Below are 18,932 nucleotides of genomic sequence, written 5' to 3' on the forward strand. Positions count from 1 at the left end.
GTATGAACCGTCGTGATTTTTTAGTTCAGTCGTCTAAAACACTTTTGGGGGCGACTGCTTTAGCGAGCTTGCCACTGAGTATTCAAAAAGCCTTGGCCATAGATGCCAAAGTTGAAACGGGCACGATTCAAGATATTAAGCATGTGATTATTTTGACGCAGGAAAATCGCTCCTTCGATAATTATTTCGGCATGCTCAAAGGCGTACGTGGATTTGGTGATCGATTTGCGATTCCTTTAAGCGAAGGGCGAAAAGTTTGGGCACAGTACGATAAAAATAAAACAGTCTATTTCCCTTATCATTTAGACAGCAGACTAGGCAATGCGCAGCGGGTGAGTGGCACGCCACATTCATGGAAAGATGGTCAAGCGGCTTGGGACTGTGGCCGTATGGGCAATTGGGTGGAGCATAAAAAGCCACAATCGATGGGCTATTTTAAAAAGGCAGAAGTTGAATTTCAGTATGCATTGGCAGATGCGTTTACACTTTGCGATGCTTATCACTGTGCGATGCATGCCGGGACCAACCCCAACCGTCAGTTTATTTGGACAGGAAGCAATGGACCAACAGGGGCTGGAGTCGCCAGCGTAGTCAATGAGTTTGATGAAATTGGTAGCTCGGCAGTTGGCTATGATTGGATGACCTATCCAGAGCGTTTACAGCAAGCAGGGGTGAGCTGGAAAATTTATCAAAATATGCCCGATAATTTTACCGATAATCCCTTGGCAGGCTTTAAGCAATACCGAGCAGCCAATGAACGTTCAGGGCAACCTGTGAGCCATGCATTAGCGGTTTGCCCTGCTTATGATGAAGCTATTGATGCAAAAGAGCCTTTATATAAAGGCATTGCCAATACGATGCCCAATGACGGTGGCTTATTGGGGCAATTTAAGCAGGATTTGTTGCAAAATAAATTACCGCAAGTGAGCTGGATTGTTGCACCCGCCACCTATAGTGAGCATCCTGGTCCATCGAGTCCAGTGCAAGGCGCTTGGTATATTCAGGAGCTTCTGAATGCACTGACCGATCGTCCTGAGCTTTGGAGCCAAACTGCACTTTTGGTCAATTTTGATGAAAATGATGGCTTCTTCGATCATGTGCCATCACCTTCAGCACCTTCGCGTGAGATTAATGCACAAGGCGATATTTTAAAAGTACACGGTAAAACGACTTTATCGGATCAAGCACTTTCCTATGAATATTTTAATCATCCTGCGGTGGCAGGTTCGGTCAGCCAACCACGCCCTGAGTTTGTAAATGGGCAAAATAGCAATTTTTGGCATGGGGTGTATGGCCCAGGCGTTCGTGTACCCATGTATGTGATTTCACCTTGGAGTCGTGGTGGATGGGTCAATTCACAAGTATTTGATCATACTTCGATTATTCAATTTTTAGAGCAACGCTTTGGTGTACACGAGCCGAATATTAGCCCTTATCGACGTGCCGTCTGTGGCGATTTAAGCTCAGCTTTTGATTTTAAAACGCCAAATACGCAAGTATTGCCCACTTTAGACGGCAGTCGAACAAAGGCACAGGCCGATATGATTCGTAGCAATCAAGAAAAACTCAGCCAAGTTCAGGTGCCAAGCCAGCAAGCAAAACCGATGCAGGACACGGGGGTACGCCCATCGCGTGCTTTGCCTTATATTCTGCATTGCAGTGCCAAGTTAAATGAGGCGAGCAATCAAGTGAAGTTACTGTTTTCTAATACGGGCACACAGGCGGGTGTTTTCCATGTGTATAACCAGTTAGATTTAAATGCTGTACCACGTCGTTATATGGTTGAAGCGGGTAAGCAATTGGATGATGACTGGATACTACAAGATGGAAAATATGATCTGTGGGTGCTCGGCCCTAATGGTTTTCATCGTAGTTTTAAGGGCGATATTCGAGATAAAAACCAACAGGCAGTTTTGCCTGAAATTCGGGTGTGCATGGAAGAATGTGCAGCGCGCATATTTTTGAAAGTCCGCCAAGATGGCACACAAAGTGCAGAGCTCACGGTCAAAGCCAATGCGTATTTAGATGGCAAAACATGGACTATAAAAACCACTTCAGGCAGTGAAACTGAATTGGTGCTAGACATGAGTAGCGTGCATGGTTGGTATGACTTTAGTGTCAGCTTGGGTGCCTCATCAAGTTTTGAACGTCGTTTTGCAGGACGTGTTGAAACAGGTGAACATGGCTATTCAGACCCATTTATGGGTGCTGTTTAAGTACAAGATTTCCCATAAAAAAGCGCAGTCGATGCTGCGCTTTTTTATACTGTTTTGCCTAGGCATTAAAACGCATAGATAAATCCACAGCGGTGACATCCTTAGTGAGAACGCCCATAGAGATATAATCGACACCTGTGGTTGCAACTTCACGTAAATTCGCAATAGTAATATTACCTGATGCTTCTAATTTGCAACGTCCTGCCACATGCTTCACAGCATCAATCATTTGTTGTTGGCTAAAGTTATCCAGCATCACAATGTCTGCTTTGGCTTCGAGGGCTTGGTTGAGCTCATCCCAAGTTTCAACTTCAACTTCTACAGCTTTGCCTGGTGCAATGCTATGTGCTTTGGCAATGGCTTGTGCAATACCACCCGCCGCCATAATGTGGTTTTCTTTAATTAAAAAGGCATCGAATAACCCTAAACGATGGTTTTGACCGCCACCCACTGCTACGGCATATTTTTGTGCAATACGTAAGCCGGGTAAGGTTTTACGCGTATCCAAAAGTTTGGTGTGTAAGCCTTCAAGTTGTTGCACATACTGCGCGGTTTTGGTGGCAACAGCAGACAAGGTCTGTACAAAGTTTAAGGCAGGGCGTTCTACGGTTAACAAGCTCCGTGCAGAACCGGCTAATTTTAAAAAGGCTTCATTGGCTTCGACACGATCACCGTCATTTTTGAGCCATGTGATTTGTACATTCGGATCATAAGCTTGAATAAGTGCATTGACCCAAGGCTGGCCTGCAAGAATCATGCTTTCACGGCTAATGATGGTTGCGGTTGCTTGTTCTTCCTCAGGGGTGAGTAGCGCGGTAATGTCACCTTCGCCAATATCTTCATGCAGCGCCTGCTGAATATTGATTTGAATAGTTTGTTCAAGCAAGGTTTGAGATATGCTCATAGAAGTTCCGTCTCTTTTTACCCGAGGAAATTTTGCGCGTTATATTAGCATTGTTCATTAAAAAATGAGCGATATTTCCGAAGGGGGATCATCACCTTGAATTGAGATTTTAGATTGAAAGTTTTAGCATGGCTTCAGGTAGTGTGTTGCATACTGCATGACATCAGATGAATTAGGATTGATTTATGCCAAGAGAGGCAAATTTTCGGGTCTGTGAGGGCCAATTGTTGGGGGCACGCCAAGTGCCATCACCTAATTATAATCAGCGCCCTGAACAGACCGAGATTCAGTTGCTCGTGGTCCATAACATTAGCTTGCCTCCGTCGCAATTTGGCGGTGGCTATATCGAGCAGTTTTTTCAAAATCAATTGGATTGGTCAGTACATCCGTATTTTCAAACTATTGAAGGGATGCAGGTTTCGGCGCATCTTTTGATTTTACGCAGTGGTGAAGTACTGCAATTTGTCAATTTTAATGATCGGGCATGGCATGCAGGTCGTTCGAGTTATTTGGGCAAAAAAGAATGTAACGATTATTCCATAGGTATTGAGCTTGAAGGCAGTGATGATTTGGCATTTACAGCTGATCAGTATCAAGCACTGACCGAAGTCACCGCGTGTTTACAAGAGGCTTATCCTAAGCTTCAACAGCACTTGGCAGGACATTCCGATATTGCACCAGGACGTAAAACCGATCCAGGGCCGTTTTTTGATTGGGCATTGTTTCGAAAACAATTACATCATTTTAAAAACAAATAAATAACCAAACTAGCGCTAATTTAACCAATGAAATGTTGGCCTAAGTTTCATTACAATAGCGCCAATTTAAAAATTAGGTGAAGACGATGGCACTTTGGCGGTCAACCGTTATAGTCAGCGCAATGACCATGTTGTCACGGGTATTGGGTTTAGTCCGAGATATTGTGCTACTCAATGTATTTGGTGCAGGGAAGGACTTTGACACCTTTGTGGTGGCATTTCGTATTCCGAACTTTTTTCGGCGTTTATTTGCCGAAGGGGCATTTTCCCAAGCCTTTATTCCTGTACTGACCGAATATAAAACCAGTCGTACGCATGCCGAAGTACAAATTCTGATTAGTCGGGTATTTGGCTGTTTGGCAACCTTTATGAGTGCGCTGACGTTTGTCGCAATGATTGCCGCACCTGCAATTTTATATATTTATGCACCAGGCTTTCATAATGATCCTGAAAAGTTTGCCTTGGCTACGGAGATGTTCCGTTTAACGATTCCGTATTTACTGTTTATGTCCTTAACGGCTTTTGCCAGCAGTATTTTAAACAGTTATGGCTCATTTTTTTCACCCGCATTTTCGCCTGTATTGCTTAACTTAGCGATGATTGCTGGGGCATGGTGGCTTACGCCGTATATGGCAGAGCCGATTATGGCCTTGGGTTGGGCGGTATTTATTGCAGGTATTTTGCAGTTAGTGATTCAGATTCCAGAGCTCTGGAAGAAAAAATTACTCATTCCACCTAAAGTAGATTTTAAACATGAAGGTGTAGATCGCATCATGAAATTGATGCTACCTGCACTCTTTGGTGTATCAGTCACACAAATTAACCTCTTGCTCAATACTATTTGGGCATCGTTCATGCAAGATGGCTCAGTATCATGGTTATATAGTGCAGAACGTATGACCGAGTTACCTTTGGGCTTAATTGGGGTGGCGATTGGTACAGTCATTTTACCGTCGTTGTCAGCACGTCATGCTGAGCAAGATCAAGCCAAATTCCGTGGCATGATTGATTGGGCGGCCAAAGTGATTATTTTGGTGGGTATTCCTGCCAGTATTGCTTTGTTCATGTTGTCTACGCCAATTATTCAAGCCTTATTCCAACGTGGCGCATTTAGTTTAGAAGACACGCAAATGACCGCTTTGGCACTGCAATGTATGAGTGCTGGGGTAATTTCATTTATGCTGATTAAGGTTTTTGCACCAGGTTTTTATGCACAACAAGACACCAAAACACCTGTACGTGTTGGCTTGATGGCGGTTGCAGCCAATGCGATTTTAAACGTGGTATTTATTGGTTTCTTTAAACTGATTGACTGGCATGCAGAGCACATGGCTTTGGCTTTAGCATCTTCTGGTTCGGCATTGGTCAATGCAGGGATGTTGTATTTCTATCTGCATAAACGCAATATTTTTCGATTTGGTGCGCATTGGAAAAAACTTGCGGTGCAATTTGCAGTGGCCAATATCGTGATGATTGGTGCCCTATGGTATGCCTTAAGCTGGTACAACGGCGAAGTATCACAATGGATACGTGTTGCAGAAGTCATTGGTCTATGCGTTGTTGGGGTTGTTGCATACCTGATTGCTTTAATCGCGATGGGGTTTAGACCTCGTCATTTAAAACCCTAATGCAGTATAGGTGTGGATATAACCTAGATATTGGATCTAAAAAAACAGCACATGAGGTGCTGTTTTTTTTTGTGCCATAGACATGACATTTGAGAATTTAACGTAGCTTTTAGACTTTGCCTCGAGAGAGAAAGCCTACGATGGCTAGAATCACTGCGATTACCAATAAAATCACAGCAAAGTCTTTAGAAAGACCAGCAACACCACCAAATCCTAATAAACTGGCAATGAGTGCAATCACAGCAAATATAATCGCCCAACGGAACATTGTTATTCTCCAAGTGTTTTTCTTTTCATATTCAGTATAGTGTGATGCAGTTCAAGCTAATGTTGATCTTTCGTTGGCAATATGTTGATTAAGTTTTAATCTATTTGTGCGGGTGTATGACCCAATGGGATCCGCAAAGTTTGTGGATGTACTGGTATACTGATTCAGCTTTTTTAGACTGATATGACACGATGATGACGGAAACCTTACGCCCTAAATTTTGGAAGAACTACACGCTTGCAGAGTTAAATTCTGCTGAGTGGGAAGCCTTATGTGATGGTTGTGGTTTATGTTGTCTGATCAAGCTCGAAGATGATGAAACTCAGGAAGTGGCTTATACCAACGTTGCTTGCCAGTTATTGGACTGTAAAACTGGTCAATGCTCGGATTATGTCCATCGAAAAGACTCGGTGCCTGATTGTATTCAACTCACACCCGCACAAGTTGATACCATTCGCTGGTTGCCTTCAAGCTGCGCATATAAGCGAGTGCAAGAAGGTAAAAAATTGCCTTCATGGCATTATTTAATTTCGGGTAGTCGCCAAACGGTGATGACCGTAAAGAAAACAGCCGCGGGTCGTTGCATTAGTGAATTAGATGTCGACCCAGAAGAGATTGAAGAATACATCGTGCGCTGGGTGCGTTAAGCTTCTGGCCACGCGCTGATAAAATCATGTTCTGAGCATACCTGAATACCTTCTTGCTGGAGTAAGGTCGCAGTGAGACCCATACCCGTGATGAGTTGCCCAGTAAACTGTCCATCATAAATCCAATGTCGCCCGCAGGATGGGCTTTTCTCTTTAAGAATTGCCACGCTAACATGGTGTTTCTGAGCCAATCTGAGTGTCTGATAAGCACCGTTTAAAAATGCTTGTGTGACATCTAAACCAGTATTGTCGAGAATGTGCGCACGCGATTGGAGCACATCGAGTGCTGTACCACCATGAATTTCTGCGGGTGCACGCGGACATGCCAAACCACCTAACATTTCAGGGCACGCTATGATAGCTTGGCCTGAGTCTACAAGTTGCTGCAGTAGAGGATAGGTATAGCTTTTTGCATCGTAGCGAACAGTCTGCCCAACGAGGCAAGCACTAATCAAATACATTGCTGAATGGAGCTCATGATGTTGTAAAAATAAAGCATGACTAAAATCAAAGCACAAACAAGAAGGGTATTAGCGTACCTCTAACAGTGCGCTAATATGTTCAAAGCTCATTGGGCGATAAAAATAAAAGCCTTGGCCTTTTTGGCATTCACAGTCTTTGAGTACATTGAGTTGCTCTGTATTTTCAATTCCTTCAACCAAAATATCCATAGAAATACTCGAGCCTAGCTGTGTAATGGCTTTGACGATTGCAAGTGCCGAGGAGTCTTTGGTCATGCGTTCTACAAAGTTGCGATCAATTTTAATACAGTCAATTGGGTAGTCGCTGAGGCGTGTCAGTGATGAATGTCCTGTACCAAAATCGTCTAAAGAAATACTTAAGCCTTCTTTTTTTAGCAGGTGCAAAGCACGAATCACATAATGAGAACCTCGTTCAGACAAGCTCTGCTCGGTAATTTCAACTTCTACTTTATCATGCGGAATTTTGTACTTTTGTAGGCGCTGAAGCATTTTCTCTGCATAGTCGTCTCGTAAAAATTCGACGGGTGCTGCATTAATTGAAATCGGTAAGAGTTCTAAGCCTTGATCCTGCCATTCATTCATATCTTGGAAGATTTTATTTTGCATGGTTTCGCTAATGCGCGAAGCCAAGTCATAATCTTGGAAAGCAGCATAAATATGTGAAGGCAGTTGTAGTACACCGTGTTGATCTTTCCAACGGAGTAGGGCCTCAAAGCCAATCACACGACTATCTTGGAGCTGAACTTTGGGTTGGTAGAAAGGCTCAATTTGATCATTTTTAATGATACTACGTGCCAAAGTGAGCTGGCGTGTGGTGGCTTCAAGTGCTTTAAACATGTCTAGATTAAACATGCGTATGCCACCGCGTCCGCTAATTTTTAAATCATTCAGCGCAATATCGGCACATTTCATTAAGTTTGATGAACTCTGCGCATCACGGGGATAGATCGAACAACCGATACTCATACCACCATTAATGAATTGCCCTGTGTAGCTAATGGGCATATCCAGTTGTAACCAAGCTTGGTGAGCCACATCCATCAACTGTTGCTCATCGACAAGCTCGGGTACCAAGATTGCAAACTCATCACCACCAAGGCGTGACACAATAATATCTTCAGAGAAACAGCTTTTAAAACGTTGGCCGAGGGTATGTAATAAATGATCGCCTGCAACATGGCCGAGCGTATCGTTAACGTGCTTAAAATAGTCGAGGTCAATCAGCATTAGGCCAATTTGATGATCATAATTGAGCGCATATTGCAGGTGCTTTTTAAAAATTCGAGTAAAGGCACGACGGTTAAATAAGCCAGTCAGCTCATCATGTTCTATGATTTGTTGTAAGCGACTTTCGGCTGCTTTTTGTTGGGTCACATCACGTGACACACATAAAATACTTTCAGTTACCCCATTTTCGTCCACAATGGGCGTCAAAATATTGTCCCAAAACTGGTGCGTTTGTCCGTCAAGGGTACTCTTGCCTGCAAATCGGGTATTTTTGCCTTGGCAGGCTTGAGCTAAGGCTGCTGAACCCGCTTTGCGAATGTCTTCAGGTAATAAATTTAACCAAGGCATCCCAAATTTTTTTTCAGTAACCGATACGCCTAAAGCCAAACATCCTGAACGATTCATGTGTGTTAAGTTGCCATCGGGTGCCAAAATTTTAATGCAATCGATACTGGCATTGAGCATTTTATTTTGTGCTGATACTTGATGGCTTAGCGCTTGTTGTTTTTCATAACTGTCATGAATGTCGATAAAACTGACTGAACATTCAAATAATGAGTTGGGTGCTTGTGGAAATTCGATGTGAACGGCACACATGCGATAGCCAAGTTGATGATGTTTAAGGCGACATTCTTTTTTAAAATTTTGTTTGGTTTGTTGTGCTTTTTGCCATAGAACAATGAAATGTTCGAAGTCTTCTGGATGAATATAGTTTAACCATTTTTCTGGTAGATGTTGGTTCAGGTCGACATCGATAAACTGGCAAAGTTTACTGTTGCTAAAAGCAGGACCTTGAGCGGTTTGTAGCCAAAGTGGCAACGGTATATTATTGGCAAATTGTTGTAACATGACATCATCGGCAACATTGGGCTGTGCTTTATTTAAAGTTGTTCTAAGCTCAGTATCATACTGAGCGTGTGGCACGGCTGGTTTGTTCTTCGATGATGATTTCATGGGGTCACCAATGTGGCTATGGCGGCAGAAGCAATCCTTGTTTCTGTACGTGTTATCCTTCCAAGCATAGCTTGAAGCATTGCTTTCAGGAAGTATTTTACAAACAACTAATCATATTTATTTTAAACTTTCCACAAAATTCAGACCATCCAACAATTAGCCGATGAATACCCAAAAAACTTCTATAAACGGCACAGAATATTCCTGCTTAAATTAAAAAAGCTAGTGTTAGAATAGAGCCCGATGTATTTTTAAGCAGCCGTGAATTTAGACAATGTCAGACAGCAATATTCCGCTTCCAGAACGAATTAGACCCCGCGACCTTTCTGAGATTATTGGGCAGGATCACCTGCTGGGAGAGGAAGCGCCATTGCGTCAGATGATTGATCAAGGGCATTTACCCTCTATTATATTTTGGGGGCCACCTGGTGTTGGTAAAACCACAATTGCCTTGCTATTGGCTCAAGCTGTTGATCGGCCTTTTGTGAGTTTATCGGCTTTAAATACGGGTGTTAAAGAGCTACGTGAAGTGATTGCAGACAGCGGTGATTTACTCACGCCTGTGGTGTTTATTGATGAGATTCATCGTTTTAATAAGTCTCAGCAAGATGCATTATTAAATGCAGTTGAAAAAGGCAAAATCACTTTAATTGGTGCGACCACGGAGAATCCATCTTTTGAAGTGAATAGCGCACTGCTATCCCGCTGTCAGGTTTATACCTTAAATGCTTTAGATGAAGCTTCTATACAAAAATTATTAAAGCATGCCATTGAGCAAGATCAATTTTTAAAAGACCGTTATATTCAAATAGAAGAATATGAAGCTTTGATACAATTTGCTGCTGGAGATGCTCGAAAGGCACTCAATTTGTTGGATTTAGTGGCCAGCACGTTTGAAGCAGATCTAGAAAATATTATTACGAATGCAGTCGTAGTGAAAGTTGCACAGCAAAATATTGCCCGTTATGACAAATCTGGTGAGCAACATTATGACTTAGTGTCTGCCATGATTAAATCGATTCGTGGCAGTGACCCAGATGCAGCTTTGTACTGGCTGGCACGTATGCTCAAAGGCGGTGAAGATCCTGTATTTTTAGCACGCCGTATGCTGATTGCAGCATCCGAAGATATTGGTAATTCGAATCCAAATGCCTTATTGCTGGCGGGTGAATGCTTCCGTTCGGTACAAGCGATTGGCATGCCTGAAGCACGCATTATATTGGGTCAATGCGTTGTATATTTAGCCACCAGTGCAAAAAGCAACAGTACCTATTTAGCGATTAACAAAGCCATGGATTTGGCCGAGAAAACTGCGAATTTGCCTGTGCCTTTACATTTACGTAATGCACCTACCAAATTGATGAAAGAACAAGGCTACGGTGCCGACTATTTATACCCACACAATTATCCAGAGCATTTTGTCCGTCAAGATTACCTTCCACCTGAATTAAAAGGCACGAAGTTGTATGAGTCAGCACGTAATAAGCGTGAGGTTGAAGGCGAGCGATTGCAACAACGCCGTTGGCAGGAACAACAACAGCAACAATAAAGTAAACAGTGTGCATGTCTGGACAAAAAAAAGCCCAGTATCTTGGGGGAGAACTGGGCCGAAAAAGAAAGCTTTGGTGTCAGACATCTATGCAGACAAGAACAAATTTGGTCGACAGCACAGATATGATTGGTTTGAGATCACTCTGGCTGTCTAATCTGTTTTGTATGATAAGAGGCTTTGCCTTGTTTGTAAAAACGGGCATTTTTATAAGTTTGATTTGTTTTTTAGATTAAGTTAAAAGTATTTGAATTTATTATTAAAAATATAACTAAAAATTTTACGACTGGTAAAATGTTATTTATGACTCTGCTATTTCTCTTCAAGAAACTGTCTGCGCCATAGTGAAGTACTCAGGCGATAAAAACAAAAAACCGAGCAAGGCTCGGTTTTTTGTTTGAAGTTTCAGAATCAATTAGATGTCTGAAAGGTCGATGCCAATACGTGCAGCAACTTCTTCGTATGCTTCAACAACACCGCCTAGGCCTTGACGGAAACGGTCTTTGTCGAGTTTTTTCTTGGTGTCTTTGTCCCATAGACGGCAACCATCTGGAGAGAATTCATCACCCAGTACGATACGGTCATGGAAAACACCGAATTCAAGTTTGAAATCAACAAGAAGCATGTTGCCTGTAGCAAAAAGTTCTTTCAGTACGTCATTTACTTTGTATGTAAGGTCTTTCATTTGAGCCAATTGCTCAGCAGTCGCCCAACCCAAAGAAATGGCTTGTGATTCATTTACCATTGGATCGCCAAGAGCATCGTCTTTAAAGAAAAGTTCGAATGTTGGTGGAACCAATTCTTTACCTTCTTCAACACCTAAACGACGGCATAAAGAACCAGCTGCATAGTTACGTACTACACATTCCACAGGAATCATGTGTAATTTTTTTACTAAAACTTCAGTTGGAGAAAGAAGTTTCTCAAAGTGAGTTTCAATACCAGCGGCTGCCAATTTTTCCATGATAAAGGCGTTAAAACGGTTGTTCACCTTACCTTTACGATCTAGTTGTTCGATTTTCTCGCCATTGAATGCAGAGGCATCGTCACGGAAGACTAGGATGAGGTGATCTGCACTGTCTGTTTCATAAACAGATTTCGCTTTACCAGTATAGAGCAAGGTTTGTTTTAACATGGAGGGAACCTTTTTCAAAAAAAATGCCTAGAAATGTCTAGGCTGGCCAATTTTGGTAAATCTGAGCTAACAATTCTGCAGCGACTTCTTTATCTGCAAAAGTGTTATCGGCATTGAATACAGCTAGGTTATTGCTAGTACCCACAGAAGAAAGTCTTAACACATACGTTTTTTGGTCGACTTTAACAGTTACTTCATAACGGTTTTTGCTTTGACCAACGATGGTGTGATTGAGGCTACTGAGGGTAGCAAGTGTGTACTGCCAAATTGTAGCAGAATTTCCATCAATTTTGAGTAAAGGATTTTGATTTCCATCACTTAAAAGCTGAGGATGTCCTAGCATAGCTGTGCTATTTGAGTCGTCTGCAGAGGATTGTTCCTGAGCTGCATCTGGGCGTGGTAAAGCAAAACGGTTGCCACGTTTGTTTTCAAGTTTTGGTGCATGCTCAATTGCAAGCGCGTCAACCGTTGGAGCAGGGTACAATGGCGCCACAGGTCGCACCATTGAACCTTCAGGATATTTTAACGGTTCTAAAGTTGTGGTTTCTTTATAATCTAAGGTGCCATTTTTAAAGGCCAAAGAACTACAACCTGCTAAACTGAATACTGAAAGTGCAAGGGTGAGACCTAAACGTAATTGCATAATTTTACTGCTCTTTATTTGATTACGCCCGCTTGATTAAGTGCTTCGTGTAGCGGTGCGCGGTATTGTTCTGCAAGCGGTGTCAACGGCAGGCGGATACCTGTGCTGATTAAGCCCATATCATGAAGTGCCCATTTCACAGGAATTGGGTTAGATTCACAAAATAAAATATTGTGTAGATTTGCAACTGTTGCATTAATTTCAGTAGCTTTAGCATGATCACCGGCAAGAGCTGCTGCACATACGTTGCTCATTGCTTTTGGTGCAACATTGGCAGTAACAGAGATATTGCCTTTTGCGCCATGTTCCATCAGTTGATATGCCGTAGCATCGTCACCTGAATAAACAGTCATGCTTTTGCCTTCAAGGCCTTTGATTAATTCAATACCACGTGGTACATCACCTGTTGCATCTTTAATGCCCACAATTTGTGGAATGTCAGCTAAACGAATAACCGTGTCATTGAGCATATCGACACCAGTACGACCTGGTACGTTATACAAAATCATGGGTAAATCAGCAGCTTCAGCAATGGCTTTGTAGTGTTGGAACAGGCCTTCTTGAGTTGGCTTATTATAATAAGGCGTTACGAGTAGCGCGGCGTCTGCACCAAGTTCTTTTGCTTCTTTGGTCAGTTCAATCGCTTCGTGGGTTGAGTTTGCACCCGTACCAGCAATAATTGGAATACGTTTGTTGGCAACACGAATGATTTCTTTGATCACTTGTGTGTGTTCTGCCATGCTTAAAGTCGATGCTTCGCCTGTCGTACCTACAGCAACAATACTGTTTGTGCCTTCTTGGATATGCCACTCAACGAGCTTTTCGAGTCCCTTCCAATCTACGCTGCCATCTTCGAACATTGGGGTGACGATTGCGACAATTGAGCCTTGGATCGGCTGTGCTTGCTGAGTCATTTTTAAAACAATCCTATTTTTCTATCCAAACGACTAAATTGAGTATGAATTTGGACAGGTTCGTATTTTTGATAGACAGCAAATCAATCCGTTTGCATGGAATTGGGTAATGCTTATGCAAATTATGACTGATCATGCGTCTAAGAACAATATGCTTTAGTCAAAGCGGTAAAAAACTTTATACAAAGCTTAATTAAAACAATCAAGCACTTGCTTTTAACAAATGAGATTGGTTTTTACGCGTATGGCTATACTGTATAGATAAACAACAAAATATAGGCTAAAAAGCGCCAAAATCTATGGTTAAAATAGAATGAGATTAGCTTAAGAGCGTGTCTAGTGTGCTATTCCATCTATTTTGATCAGAATTTAAGATAAAAAAAAGATGAACATAGACTTGAAAGTTATAGAAAATTGCGATGTATTTGTTGCAAATGATCTTTAAAAATTATGTTAATAATCTGTTTTAAATATAATGATTTTTCTGTTACATATCAAACCGTAAAGAATAGTAGTTGATCTATCTGTTGAAATGTCACATTTAATGAATCAGAGTGAAATGTATTTATCGCTTTTAAGACTTTATATCTACCTGCTTAACTAAAAGAAAAATCAACAAATATAAGCCTTATTCGCCTTTGGACTAACACTTATTGTCAGTATGTTCATTTAAGTTGCTCATAGATGATGCATTTTTTTGAACACTGATTGACACAAGGATTCTCCAATGGAAAAGTCAGATAATAAACATGCTATTGTCACGGTAGCGATCTGTTTTCTAATTGCCGTAATCGAAGGCTTAGATATTCAGGCAGCAGGTATTGCAGCTGCTGGTATTCGTGAAAGTTTCGGTCTAGATAGTTCGCAACTGGGGGTGTTTTTTAGTGCAGGGATTTTAGGCTTACTGCCTGGTGCACTAGTTGGTGGTCGAATTGCGGATCGGATTGGTCGTAAAACGGTATTAATTTGGTCGGTTGCCATTTTTGCAGTTTTCACATTATGTACAGTATGGGTGAATAGTTTTAATTCATTACTTGCAGTACGTTTCTTGGCTGGTGCAGGACTTGGTGCTGCTATGCCAATCTTAATTACATTGGCTTCTGAAGCGGTAACACCTGAAAACCGTGGTCGTGCTGTAGGTCTAATGTACTGCGGTATGCCTGTTGGTGCTGCAATTTTATCGTTGGTGGCAAGTACTGAGTTTGGTTCAAACTGGAAAAACATTTTCTATTTAGGTGGCTTGTTACCGATCATCGTGATTCCAATCATGATGCTATTGCTTCCTGAGTCTAAAGAATATTTAAAAGCAAAAGAGCAAACTGCGACTGCAAGCAATGAAGCAGTTCCACAAGGTTCTTTTAAAGACCTATTTAACTCTGAAAACTTATTGCGTACGGTCTTCCTTTGGACGAGCTATTTCTTCACATTGATGGTGGTTTACATCATGTTAAGTTGGTTACCGTCGTTGTTCCAAGAATTAGGCTTTACACGTAAAGAAGGCGCGACTGCACAGTTCTACTTCATGGTGAGTGCAACTGTAGGTACGGTGGTGCTAGGTGTATTGACGGATCGTTGGAAAAAAACCTTCGTAATCTTGTTGATGTACGGCGGTATTTTAGCAGGCCTATTGGCATTAAATGCAGCAGGTTCATTAACGCAAATGTACTTGGCTTCTGCATTGGTTGGTGCATTTGTGATTGGTTGCCAAGGCGTATTGTATGCGTTCGGTGGTATTGTTTACCCAACAACTGTACGTGGTACAGGTATTGGTGTTGCATCGGCAGTGGGTCGTGTAGGAGCAATGCTTGGGCCCGCAATTGCTGGTGCATTGTTAACTGCTGGCTTTGGTGCTGCAGGTGTAATTTCAGCAGCCATTCCATGTATTATTATTTCTGCGATCGTGATGTTATTACTAACACGTCGTCTGGCTTAATCGCCAATAAAAGTAAAAAAGCCCGTCATCGACGGGCTTTTTTATTGTGGGATATAAATGTTTTGATGTTTAAATATTTGCTGAAATTTTAAGTTAGACTGCTGATTTATATGTGATAATAAAATTAAATAAAAAAGAATACGGGGGCCAAATGAGTCAAAATCATTGGATGGCACAATTTAAAGTTGATGGTCAGCTTTTTACACTTTCATTTAAGCAAAATGAATTTAATCTTACGCTCAAGCGTGATGTTAAAAAGATGAATTTCGCTCGAAGCAAAGGTATGAATGCTTGGCTGGCTTTTGCTGATGACCCTGTACAAGATGATGTTAATATGGGGATTAATGCCTTTGAAGTCATGCGTTTGGCGCGTGAGCATATTGTAAATTTTGTCTATAAATATCAACCTTTGTATTTTTGTTTTCATGCCTCCACTGAACGTAAATCCAAAATTTATCCACGTTTTGCGCGGTCTTTACAACAGGATTTGCCGAGATATAACTTGAATTCGCTAGGCGGGTCATTTTATTTTTATCGTCAAGACGAAATACTACAACCGTGAACCGAATGCGCCCAAGCGCAGATTGAATTGAATGAAAATGGATTGAGTGATATGCAAAAGAATTGTGCCTTAATTGTGGTCGATGTTCAGAATGGATTTACACCAGGTGGCAACCTTGCTGTGGCAAATGCAGATCAGATTATTCCTGCAATTAATCAATTGGCGCAATATTTTGAAAATGTAGTATTAACGCAAGATTGGCATCCGGCGAATCATATTTCATTTGCGGCCAATCATGAGGGTGCGAAGCCCTATGACATCATTAAATTGGCCTATGGCCCACAAGTGCTTTGGCCTACACATTGCGTCCAAGGCACACATGATGCTGCTTTACATCCAGACTTGTCTATTCCACATGCCCAATTGGTGATTCGTAAAGGAATGCATAGCAACATTGATAGTTATTCTGCATTTATGGAAGCTGATCATCAAACCTCAACAGGACTTGCTGGTTATTTAAAAGAACGTGGGATTGATAGCGTTTTTATTGTGGGTATTGCTACAGATTTTTGTGTGGCGTGGACAGCAATGGATGCAAGTCGTTTAGGTTTTCGTACCTTTGTGGTGGCAGATGCATGCAAGGGGATTGATCTACAAGGGTCATTGCAGCAGGCATGGCAGGACATGCTATCTAATGGTGTGAAACGGATTTATATGAAAGACATAAAAGCAATAACAGAGGCATAAAGCAGAAATAGAAATATTATGAATATGTAGGCATTTTATACTTTTTAGTCCAAAGGTGAATTGTGACGTGCTAGCGACTTATGGCAGGGTATAAGCATGTACATTGAGATGGGCAGAGTTATGTCAGGATTCTTGCGCTTTACACAATTGATTCAAAAAACGTTCGCATTATGGGTAATATTCTTTGCAGGGATTGCGCTTTTAGCACCTGAAATGTTTGTGTGGCTCAAAGCCTATATTCCATGGTTGCTGGGTATTGTTATGCTGGGGATGGGCATGACAATGACCTTAGATGATTTTAAAGGGGTATTGCAAAGTCCTAAAGCGGTCTTCATAGGAGTCGTTGCACAGTTTTTTGTGATGCCGGGATTGGCATTTGTATTATGTAAATTGATGAATTTGCCTTCTGAGATTGCCATTGGTGTGATTCTGGTTGGGTGTTGTCCAGGTGGGACAGCTTCAAATGTCATCACTTATATGGCCAAAGGCAATACTGCGCTTTCAGTTGCATGTACTTCGGTATCTACTTTACTCGCTCCGTTATTAACACCCGCTATTTTCTATTTATTGGCTAGCCAGTGGATTGAAATTAATGCAGGCTCAATGTTCATCTCTATTTTACAAGTTGTGTTATTCCCAATAGTTTTGGGCTTAATTATTCGTACATTGTTACAGTCTAAGGCTGAATCATATATTCAGGTGATGCCCTTGGTTTCTGTCGTGGCCATTGTGGCTATTGTGGCAGCCATTATGGCGGGCAGTAAAACACAAATTTTAGAATCTGGCTTGCTCATTCTAGGTGTAGTTGCCCTACATAATGGTTTGGGGTATTTACTTGGTTTTTGGGTGAGTCGCTTCTTTAAGCTACCTTATGCAGATGCCAAGGCTGTAGCAATTGAAGTGGGCATGCAAAACTCAGGTTTGGGTGTAGCCTTAGCAGCAACGCATTTTGCAGCATCGCCTTTAACAGCATTACCAAGCGCAATTTTTAGTTTATGGCACAATATTTCTGGTCCTGCACTGGCAACCTATTGGGCGTCAAAAGCACAGTCTGAAGCTATTCCAAAGACAAGCCATGAACCCAATTGATTAGAACAAATGCATATAAAAAAGCCTGAATGTGTTCAGGCTTTTTTTATAGTAAACAGGGCAGTGTTTAAGAGGCTTTAGACTGCTTTGATTTTAAGATTTCAGTACGGAAAGACTGCGCCAATTCAGCGGCATCAGCATCCATTCCATTAATCATAAAGGCATGTCGAGTCAGTACATTGGTTGGGTTTGGCAAACTTACCAATTGGAAATGATCCGAAATTTCTTTAAGTAAGTGGTTAGGTACCTGCACGGCACTTTCTTTGGCAGAGAGTTGCTGTACCAGACGCTCTGCAGCTTGGACTGAGCTGAGTTGCATCGCCTCTACAGCACTTGAAATCGCGCTACGCGTTTGTAAAACAAAACGACGTTCTTCACGGTAGCGTTTATAGAGCACATCTGAAAGCAATTGGAATACTGCGCTAATCATGGTTAAACACTGTAAGCCATTTGGCGTGTCTGCTGAGATGCTAATAATTGCACCCTGATCATCAAATTTATGCACAGTACAAATGTCTGAGCTATTTAATTTATAGTGCTGTACGCAGAGTTCAGTGGCTTTATTTAAAAACAACTGACATAAATTAAAATACGGCCCAGACACTGTTTTATTGACAGTATCGAGCAATTGTTTTGGGTCATAGTATTGAATATTGAGCGCTAGGCTACTGCTGTCAATAACGACGGGTTTATGTTCTTTTTTCGCTTTGTTTTGCGCATTTTGCTGTGCTTGTGCTATTGCAACCGCGGCAGCATGTTTCTCTTGCTCTAGTGCTTGGGTCAAGCTTTGAATTTCGTGTTTTAAGCGTGATTCATTATTAATGCGTGCCAAATATTCGGTACGACTTGGGCGAGCAATACCACGGTAAGCTAACCACAATAAACCATGAATAATGAGTGAAACCAAAATTGCCAGCCACTGGGTGCGTAAAATTTCACCTATGCTCGGCTGAATTAGTGTGATTTCAACTGTACCGACTTTTTTCTCATTTAGTAGTGCATCACGTACAAAGACTTCGCCTTCACGGGTTTTGGTTTGACCACCCGTTGCAAGGACTTGCTTTGCCGAATTTAAAATTCGAATAGACGCCACGCTAGGATTGGTCGCGTAACGATCGGCAAGTAATGCCAATGATACGGTATTGGCGGGTTCCATTTCCGAAATACTGTCGGTGACCAATTGGCTGGTCATCAGTTGACCTTGGCTGGCACGGTTTTCGTTCAGCTGATGTGTGGTCGCCAATACCAGTAAAAAGGTATGAAAAGCGAAACTTACTATTAGTAGGCTAGCAAATAGCCCTTGTCTAGGCGCATTCAACGTAAACTTCCAAGGCAA

Annotated in this window: 17 protein-coding genes; 9 read left to right on the top strand and 8 right to left on the bottom strand. The window is 41.8% G+C overall.

Going from position 1 to position 18,932, the window contains the following annotated elements:
* The first annotated feature begins 2 nt into the window (after positions 1 to 2).
* The gene (locus tag EXE29_RS05170; RefSeq protein WP_120364119.1) at positions 3 to 2,216 is read left to right on the top strand and encodes a phosphocholine-specific phospholipase C; all 2,214 of its coding nucleotides are present in this window, start codon (positions 3 to 5) and stop codon (positions 2,214 to 2,216) included.
* A gap of 58 nt (positions 2,217 to 2,274) precedes the next feature.
* Here the strand turns inward: EXE29_RS05170 and nadC are convergent, their stop codons facing one another.
* Entirely contained in the window at positions 2,275 to 3,120 is an 846-nt protein-coding gene (gene nadC / locus EXE29_RS05175; protein WP_106984137.1) for a carboxylating nicotinate-nucleotide diphosphorylase, read from the bottom strand.
* Between the two features lie 185 nt (positions 3,121 to 3,305).
* Between nadC and ampD the strand changes: the two genes are divergently transcribed.
* Together ampD and murJ are read left to right on the top strand one after the other, a co-directional pair.
* On the top strand, positions 3,306 to 3,878 hold the full coding sequence (gene ampD / locus EXE29_RS05180) for a 1,6-anhydro-N-acetylmuramyl-L-alanine amidase AmpD (RefSeq protein ID WP_106984138.1): 573 nt from the start codon (positions 3,306 to 3,308) through the stop codon (positions 3,876 to 3,878).
* 77 nt (positions 3,879 to 3,955) lie between these two features.
* Positions 3,956 to 5,506 carry a murein biosynthesis integral membrane protein MurJ gene (murJ, locus tag EXE29_RS05185; protein WP_171406248.1) on the top strand — a complete coding sequence of 517 codons (1,551 nt, stop codon included), beginning with the start codon at positions 3,956 to 3,958 and terminating at the stop codon, positions 5,504 to 5,506.
* Positions 5,507 to 5,615: 109 nt separating this feature from the next.
* Here the strand turns inward: murJ and EXE29_RS05190 are convergent, their stop codons facing one another.
* Positions 5,616 to 5,774, bottom strand: coding sequence for a DUF1328 domain-containing protein (locus EXE29_RS05190; RefSeq protein WP_005006601.1), 159 nt, complete (start codon positions 5,772 to 5,774; stop codon positions 5,616 to 5,618).
* A gap of 194 nt (positions 5,775 to 5,968) precedes the next feature.
* Here EXE29_RS05190 and EXE29_RS05195 point away from each other — a divergent pair, with 194 nt between their 5' ends.
* Positions 5,969 to 6,421, top strand: a complete 453-nt coding sequence (locus EXE29_RS05195) for a YcgN family cysteine cluster protein (RefSeq protein ID WP_120364117.1) — start codon at positions 5,969 to 5,971, stop codon at positions 6,419 to 6,421.
* Here the strand turns inward: EXE29_RS05195 and EXE29_RS05200 are convergent.
* The gene (locus EXE29_RS05200) at positions 6,418 to 6,882 is read right to left on the bottom strand and encodes a 2-thiouracil desulfurase family protein (protein WP_120364140.1); all 465 of its coding nucleotides are present in this window, start codon (positions 6,880 to 6,882) and stop codon (positions 6,418 to 6,420) included. The two genes, EXE29_RS05195 and EXE29_RS05200, sit on opposite strands and share 4 nt — an antisense overlap.
* 69 nt (positions 6,883 to 6,951) lie before the next feature.
* Positions 6,952 to 9,084 (bottom strand): sensor domain-containing protein, encoded by a 2,133-nt coding sequence (locus EXE29_RS05205; protein WP_120364116.1) that lies wholly within the window; start codon positions 9,082 to 9,084, stop codon positions 6,952 to 6,954.
* Positions 9,085 to 9,358: 274 nt separating this feature from the next.
* On the opposite strand from EXE29_RS05205, the gene EXE29_RS05210 reads away from it, so the two are divergent.
* Positions 9,359 to 10,633 carry a replication-associated recombination protein A gene (locus EXE29_RS05210; protein ID WP_120364115.1) on the top strand — a complete coding sequence of 425 codons (1,275 nt, stop codon included), beginning with the start codon at positions 9,359 to 9,361 and terminating at the stop codon, positions 10,631 to 10,633.
* 415 nt (positions 10,634 to 11,048) lie between these two features.
* Here the strand turns inward: EXE29_RS05210 and purC are convergent, their stop codons facing one another.
* The 3 genes from purC to dapA are packed head-to-tail and all read right to left on the bottom strand — an operon-like array spanning position 11,049 to position 13,325.
* A complete protein-coding gene (purC, locus tag EXE29_RS05215) occupies positions 11,049 to 11,768 on the bottom strand; it encodes a phosphoribosylaminoimidazolesuccinocarboxamide synthase (RefSeq protein WP_106984142.1) in 720 nt (239 codons plus the stop codon).
* Positions 11,769 to 11,805: 37 nt separating this feature from the next.
* Positions 11,806 to 12,411 (bottom strand): lipoprotein-34 precursor (NlpB), encoded by a 606-nt coding sequence (locus EXE29_RS05220; RefSeq protein ID WP_106984143.1) that lies wholly within the window; start codon positions 12,409 to 12,411, stop codon positions 11,806 to 11,808.
* Positions 12,412 to 12,425: 14 nt separating this feature from the next.
* Positions 12,426 to 13,325, bottom strand: coding sequence for a 4-hydroxy-tetrahydrodipicolinate synthase (gene dapA, locus EXE29_RS05225; protein ID WP_106984144.1), 900 nt, complete (start codon positions 13,323 to 13,325; stop codon positions 12,426 to 12,428).
* Between the two features lie 727 nt (positions 13,326 to 14,052).
* Here dapA and mhpT point away from each other — a divergent pair.
* From mhpT to EXE29_RS05245, 4 genes are all read left to right on the top strand, one after another.
* Complete coding sequence (mhpT, locus tag EXE29_RS05230) at positions 14,053 to 15,258, top strand: 3-(3-hydroxy-phenyl)propionate transporter MhpT (RefSeq protein ID WP_120364113.1); 1,206 nt, start codon at positions 14,053 to 14,055, stop codon at positions 15,256 to 15,258.
* A gap of 151 nt (positions 15,259 to 15,409) precedes the next feature.
* A complete protein-coding gene (locus EXE29_RS05235; protein ID WP_106984146.1) occupies positions 15,410 to 15,820 on the top strand; it encodes a hypothetical protein in 411 nt (136 codons plus the stop codon).
* A gap of 51 nt (positions 15,821 to 15,871) precedes the next feature.
* The gene (pncA, locus tag EXE29_RS05240; protein ID WP_117006546.1) at positions 15,872 to 16,507 is read left to right on the top strand and encodes a bifunctional nicotinamidase/pyrazinamidase; all 636 of its coding nucleotides are present in this window, start codon (positions 15,872 to 15,874) and stop codon (positions 16,505 to 16,507) included.
* A gap of 120 nt (positions 16,508 to 16,627) precedes the next feature.
* The gene (locus tag EXE29_RS05245; protein WP_120364112.1) at positions 16,628 to 17,596 is read left to right on the top strand and encodes a bile acid:sodium symporter family protein; all 969 of its coding nucleotides are present in this window, start codon (positions 16,628 to 16,630) and stop codon (positions 17,594 to 17,596) included.
* A gap of 67 nt (positions 17,597 to 17,663) precedes the next feature.
* Here the strand turns inward: EXE29_RS05245 and EXE29_RS05250 are convergent, their stop codons facing one another.
* Complete coding sequence (locus EXE29_RS05250) at positions 17,664 to 18,914, bottom strand: hypothetical protein (RefSeq protein ID WP_117006548.1); 1,251 nt, start codon at positions 18,912 to 18,914, stop codon at positions 17,664 to 17,666.
* Between the last annotated feature and the right edge of the window lie 18 nt (positions 18,915 to 18,932).

This window comes from Acinetobacter sp. WCHAc060006 (assembly GCF_004209135.1).
Taxonomy (GTDB): Bacteria; Pseudomonadota; Gammaproteobacteria; order Pseudomonadales; family Moraxellaceae; genus Acinetobacter; species Acinetobacter cumulans.

Excerpts from the sequence above, each read along its gene's own strand:
- EXE29_RS05245 (WP_120364112.1), top strand. The coding sequence starts at position 16,628 with ATGTCAGGATTCTTGCGCTTTACACAATTGATTCAAAAAACGTTCGCA.
- EXE29_RS05210 (WP_120364115.1), top strand. The coding sequence starts at position 9,359 with ATGTCAGACAGCAATATTCCGCTTCCAGAACGAATTAGACCCCGCGAC.
- dapA (WP_106984144.1), bottom strand. The coding sequence starts at position 13,325 with ATGACTCAGCAAGCACAGCCGATCCAAGGCTCAATTGTCGCAATCGTC.
- pncA (WP_117006546.1), top strand. The coding sequence starts at position 15,872 with ATGCAAAAGAATTGTGCCTTAATTGTGGTCGATGTTCAGAATGGATTT.
- EXE29_RS05195 (WP_120364117.1), top strand. The coding sequence starts at position 5,969 with ATGACGGAAACCTTACGCCCTAAATTTTGGAAGAACTACACGCTTGCA.
- nadC (WP_106984137.1), bottom strand. The coding sequence starts at position 3,120 with ATGAGCATATCTCAAACCTTGCTTGAACAAACTATTCAAATCAATATT.
- EXE29_RS05220 (WP_106984143.1), bottom strand. The coding sequence starts at position 12,411 with ATGCAATTACGTTTAGGTCTCACCCTTGCACTTTCAGTATTCAGTTTA.
- EXE29_RS05190 (WP_005006601.1), bottom strand. The coding sequence starts at position 5,774 with ATGTTCCGTTGGGCGATTATATTTGCTGTGATTGCACTCATTGCCAGT.
- purC (WP_106984142.1), bottom strand. The coding sequence starts at position 11,768 with ATGTTAAAACAAACCTTGCTCTATACTGGTAAAGCGAAATCTGTTTAT.
- EXE29_RS05200 (WP_120364140.1), bottom strand. The coding sequence starts at position 6,882 with ATGTATTTGATTAGTGCTTGCCTCGTTGGGCAGACTGTTCGCTACGAT.
- mhpT (WP_120364113.1), top strand. The coding sequence starts at position 14,053 with ATGGAAAAGTCAGATAATAAACATGCTATTGTCACGGTAGCGATCTGT.
- EXE29_RS05235 (WP_106984146.1), top strand. The coding sequence starts at position 15,410 with ATGAGTCAAAATCATTGGATGGCACAATTTAAAGTTGATGGTCAGCTT.
- ampD (WP_106984138.1), top strand. The coding sequence starts at position 3,306 with ATGCCAAGAGAGGCAAATTTTCGGGTCTGTGAGGGCCAATTGTTGGGG.
- EXE29_RS05205 (WP_120364116.1), bottom strand. The coding sequence starts at position 9,084 with ATGAAATCATCATCGAAGAACAAACCAGCCGTGCCACACGCTCAGTAT.
- EXE29_RS05170 (WP_120364119.1), top strand. The coding sequence starts at position 3 with ATGAACCGTCGTGATTTTTTAGTTCAGTCGTCTAAAACACTTTTGGGG.